This window comes from Anaerovibrio sp. (assembly GCF_051866355.1).
Taxonomy (GTDB): domain Bacteria; phylum Bacillota; class Negativicutes; order Selenomonadales; family Selenomonadaceae; genus Anaerovibrio.
Genome location: NZ_JBJDWZ010000011.1, coordinates 1 through 5,039 on the forward strand (window position 1 = coordinate 1; position 5,039 = coordinate 5,039).

General features: G+C 56.5%; 4 protein-coding genes. All 4 read right to left on the reverse strand.

Annotated elements, in window-relative coordinates:
- Positions 1-980: serine hydroxymethyltransferase (gene glyA, locus ACI3UA_RS00450; protein WP_439722863.1), on the reverse strand; the 980-nt coding region annotated here is incomplete at its 3' end.
- Between the two features lie 120 nt (positions 981-1,100).
- Positions 1,101-2,459: a dihydrolipoyl dehydrogenase gene (gene lpdA, locus ACI3UA_RS00455; RefSeq protein ID WP_439722864.1), complete on the reverse strand. Its 1,359-nt coding sequence runs from the start codon at positions 2,457-2,459 to the stop codon at positions 1,101-1,103.
- Positions 2,460-2,608: 149 nt separating this feature from the next.
- A complete protein-coding gene (locus tag ACI3UA_RS00460; protein WP_439722865.1) occupies positions 2,609-3,598 on the reverse strand; it encodes a lipoate--protein ligase in 990 nt (329 codons plus the stop codon).
- A 25-nt stretch (positions 3,599-3,623) separates the two neighbouring features.
- The coding region (gene gcvPB / locus ACI3UA_RS00465; protein ID WP_439722866.1) for an aminomethyl-transferring glycine dehydrogenase subunit GcvPB at positions 3,624-5,039 on the reverse strand (1,416 nt) is incomplete at its 5' end.

Below are 5,039 nucleotides of genomic sequence, written 5' to 3' on the forward strand. Positions count from 1 at the left end.
GTAATCTTCTTGCTGGTCAGATCCACCAGCATCAGATGATTGTCAGTCCCGCCGGAAACGATGCGGAAGCCGTCTGCCTGCAAAGTATCAGCCAGCACCTTGGCATTTTTCACTACCTGCTGCGCATACTCCTTGAACTCGGAGGAAAGCGCCTCCTTCAAGGCCACGGCCTTGGCGGCTATTACATGCATCAGCGGGCCGCCCTGAATACCGGGGAAAATCGCCTTGTTGAACTGCCTGCCAAATTCCTCGTCCCGACACAAAATCATGCCGCCGCGAGAGCCGCGCAGGGTCTTGTGGGTAGTGGTCGTAACCACATCGGCATAAGGAATCGGGTTCGGGTGCAGGCCTGCCGCTACCAGTCCGGCGATATGCGCCATATCCACCATGAGATATGCCCCGACGCTATGGGCAATCTTAGCCATGCGCTCAAAATCAATCACGCGGGCGTAGGCAGATGCCCCTGCCACAATCAGCTTTGGTTTGCACTCTTCCGCGATAGCCTGAATCTCATCATAGTCCAGCATTTCCGTTTCCGCACTGACGCCATAAGGCACAATCTTAAAATACTTGCCGGACATGTTCACAGGAGAACCGTGGGTCAGATGGCCGCCATCCGTCAGGTTCATGCCCATGACGGTATCCCCCGGTGTCAGCAGGGCAAAAAATACCGCCATGTTGGCCTGTGCGCCGGAATGAGGCTGTACGTTGGCATACTCCGCCCCGAACAGCATTTTTGCACGGTCAATGGCCAGCTGCTCCACCACATCCACGTATTCACAGCCGCCGTAATAGCGCTTGCCCGGATAGCCCTCGGCATATTTGTTGGTCAGGACACTGCCCTGTGCCTCCATAACAGCCTTGCTGACGATATTTTCAGAAGCAATCAGCTCCAGCTTGCCGCGCTGTCTGCCCAGCTCACTGCCAATAGCCTCAAAAACCTCACTGTCCACGCCTGCCAATGTATTCATCAAACTCATAGCATTTCCTCCACAATATCACAACAAATATCGCAAACCAGCATTGCCAACCGGCAGTATAAGCCAAAAACATCACTGCCCGGCCGCAAAGCCGATATCATCAATCAAAAGCAAAAACCGTCACTGTCCGGCCGCCTGCCCTATCATCTCCACAAAGGTCGGATGAGGATGAATGGTCGCGGCAACATCATCCAGCTTCAGGCCCAGCCTGACAGCCACTGCCAGCTCACCAATCATGTCAGTTGCCCGGTCGCACACCAGCTGCGCTCCCAGCATAGTGCCGTCAGACGCAGCCACCAGCTTCACGAAGCCACTGTCGCCACCGGCAATCAGGCTCTTGCCGTTACTGCCCGTCGGCAGCTTCTTTACCACCACATCAATGCCCTGCTCCTTCGCCTGCTCCTGGCTAAGTCCCACGGAAGCAATCTCAGGATAAGTATATACGCAGCTCGGCACCACGCCCATATCAACGGCGCCCTTGCCACCGCAAATCACATCAATCACGTTCTCACCCTGGGCAGCTGCCACATGGGCCAGCTGAATATTGCCGGCCACGGCGTCACCGATGGCATAGATACCGTCAATGCTGGTACGCCCGTCAGCGTCGGCTACCAGGGCACCGCGGTTCAGCTCCGGCGCCACGCCAGCACCGAACAGGCCCTCAAGGGCCGCCCTGCGCCCTGCCGCCATCAGCACCGCATCAGCACAGGCCGTCTTTTCGTTGCCCTTTTTGTCCAGATAGCTGACAGACATGTTCCCTGCCCCGCCGCTGATGGACTGCACCCGGCAGGAGGCCTCTATCACAGCCCCCATCTTTTTCAGCTTCATGGCCAGCCGCTGGGCAATTTCCTTTTCCATAGGTGGCAGGATATGCTCCGCCATCTCCACTATAGTCACCTTGCAGCCAAGGTTCAGATAAATCGAGGCACACTCCACGCCAATGACGCCGCCTCCGATAATCACCAGCGAAGCAAACTGCTTTCCCTCGCCCTCCAGCAAATCATTGCTGGTATAGACGCCGTCGCTGTCACTGCCTGGAATCGGCGGCATGGCAGGCTGCGAGCCTGCCGCCACGATAATATTCTCCGCTTCATAGGTCTTGCCGTCACAGCTTATTACGCCGGGCGCCGTTATCTGCGCCGTTCCTGCCACAACCTCCACCTTTGCCGCCTTCATCAGCTTGCCGATGGCATCACGCAGGGAGGCCACAATCTCATTTTTGCGCCTGTGCATGGCCTCCTGATCTGCCGCCGCATCACTTACCCTGATGCCGAACTTTTCAGCTTCCTTTATCTCTCCCAGAAGCTCTGCCGAATGGAGCAGTGCCTTGGTAGGGATACAGCCGCGGTTCAGGCAGGTGCCGCCCAGATGGGACTTTTCAAACAGCACCACGCTCTTTCCCAGCCTGCCGGCCTTGGCGGCCGCCGTATAGCCGCCGGGGCCTGCCCCGATTACTGCAATATCATATTTCATACCCATCCAGCCTTTCCTCCATCACATTTACATCTACATTTATATTCACGTTCACATTCGCATTTACATTTACATTCGCGTTTCTATGCACGTTCTCATTTATATTCAGGTGAATGTTCATATTCACATTTTGTCCGCACGTATGCCTGCGGCGCCTATGCAGGCAGCAGCATGGCCGCAATATCATCCGCAATCCGCGGGCTGGCCTCATTGCTCATGGACAGCCTTGCCAGAATGGCATCACGCTTCAGGCAGCAGCCCTGCAAAAGCCCCGGCACCTCCTGCAAAAATTCCGCTTCCAGCCCGTCCGTCCAAAGCTGCATCTCCTGTACCGACTGCTTGTCCTTGCTCAGGCTGTAATCCATCCGCACAGTGCCCCAGCCAAAGCGCATTTCCTTGCTGAAATCCAGCACCTTCGCCTCGCCGTACAGCCACTCAGGCGCGGACATCCTGGCTTCCTCTGACTGCCAGAACGCCATATCCGCCTCCGTCAGCTCCAACTCCCTGACCGGCAGTCCGTACACGGCGCAAAAAGCCTCCCGCAGGCTTTCCTTCATGGCATCCACGGTAATATGAGGATTCAAATCAGCCAGATTGCAGACCCTTGACTGTACCGACTGAACGCCCTTTGCCCTGAGCTTCAGCGGCGAAACGTTCAGGTACTTCGGCAGCTGGCTCATATCCACATTCATCATCAGCGTACCGTGATGGTAGCTTCTGCCATCGTGATGATAATAAGCGTGGCCGGAGAATTTTTTACCCTCAATGGTCAGGTCATTGCGGCCGTTTTTCTCGGCATTCAACCCCTGCAGCTGCACGGCTGTCAGAATCACGCCGGTCTGCCTGTCAGTATCAAAATCCCCGGAATTCATAATCATGGTAAAATTCAGGTTGCCCAGATCATGGTACACGGCACCGCCGCCGGACAGGCGGCGCGCCAGAAAGCCGCCGTCCTGCTCCAGCTGCTGCACATGACACTCGGACAGGGCATTCTGATTGCGCCCGATAACCACGGTGTGCTTATTCTGCCACAGGTACAGGTAGCACTCCCCCGGCTGCAGCCTTTTCAGAAGCACAGCCTCCAACGCCAGATTACGATGGGGATTATTGCTGTCACCCTCAATTATGAATAGCTTATCTATCATCACAAATCAGTCCTTAAAATATATTTTATGCAAAGCTATAGGTCAGCACAGGCTTGCGGGCCGCATTTACCTCATCAGGACGTCCGATATAGCAGTCATGCGGGGCATGATGCAGCTCCTCGCCGCTGGTCCTTGCTTCCTCCAGAATCTTCAAAAACAGCCCTGCGGCCTCGTCAAGTGTTTCCTTGCTTTCCGTCTCCGTCGGCTCAATCATCAGGGCCTCATGGACGATCAGCGGGAAGTACATGGTTGGCGGATGAATGCCAAAATCCAGCAGCCGCTTTGCCACATCCATGGCAGCCACGCCATAGTCATGCTTCAGCTTTTCCAAGGTCATGACAAACTCGTGCATGCAGACCGTATCGTAGGCCATATCATAATGCCCCTTCAACAGGCTCATCATGTAGTTGGCGTTCAGCACCGCATTGGTGGAAGCCTCCGGAATGCCCTCCCTGCCGAGGGTCAGGATATAAGCAAGGGCACGGACCACCACAAGGAAATTGCCGCCAAAGCTGCGCACCTGCCCGATGGAATTGGTCGGGGCATACATAGAGTACACGCCCTCGGACAGCCTTACCTGCGGTGCCGGCAGGAAATCTGCCAGAAACGCCTTGCAGCCTACAGGGCCGCTGCCCGGCCCGCCGCCCCCGTGGGGGGTGGAAAAGGTCTTGTGCAGATTCACATGCACGCAGTCAAAGCCCATATCGCCGGGACGCACCACGCCCATAATGGCGTTCAGGTTGGCGCCGTCATAGTAGCACAGGCCGCCGGCCTCATGGATAATTTTGGTAATCTCCAGTATATTCGGGTCAAAAATACCCACGGTATTCGGATTAGTCAGCATCAGACCGGCAGTATCGTCGCCCACTGCCGCCCTCAGGGCATCCAGATCAACGCCGCCGTCAGCATTGGACGGCACGGACACCACGGAGAAGCCCGCCATAACAGCAGAGGCAGGATTGGTGCCATGAGCGGAGTCAGGCACGATTATCTTCGTCCTGCCCACATCACCGCGGGACAAATGATAGCTCCTGATGAGCAGCAGTCCCGTGTATTCCCCGTGGGCACCGGCCGCCGGCTGCAGGGTAATGGCATCCATGCCGGTAATCTCCCCCAGCAGCTTTTCTGTATCGTACATCACCTGCAGGGCCCCCTGCACCGTATCCTCCGGCTGCAGGGGATGAATTGCCGTAAAGCCCGGCAGGCTGCTCATTTCCTCATTGATGCGGGGATTGTATTTCATGGTGCAGGAGCCCAGCGGATAAAAGCCGTCATTGACGCCGTGGGTTTCCTTGGCCAGCTCCGTATAATGCCGCCCCAAATCTATCTCTGCCAGCTCAGGCAGCTTCGGTGCCGCCTGGCGCAGCAGTCCTTCGGCAAAATCCGCCTCCGGCACATCGCAGTCAGGCAGCAGGTCCATGCCCCTGCCAGCCCTGCTTCT

Excerpts from the sequence above, each read along its gene's own strand:
- ACI3UA_RS00460 (WP_439722865.1), bottom strand. The coding sequence starts at position 3,598 with ATGATAGATAAGCTATTCATAATTGAGGGTGACAGCAATAATCCCCAT.
- lpdA (WP_439722864.1), bottom strand. The coding sequence starts at position 2,459 with ATGGGTATGAAATATGATATTGCAGTAATCGGGGCAGGCCCCGGCGGC.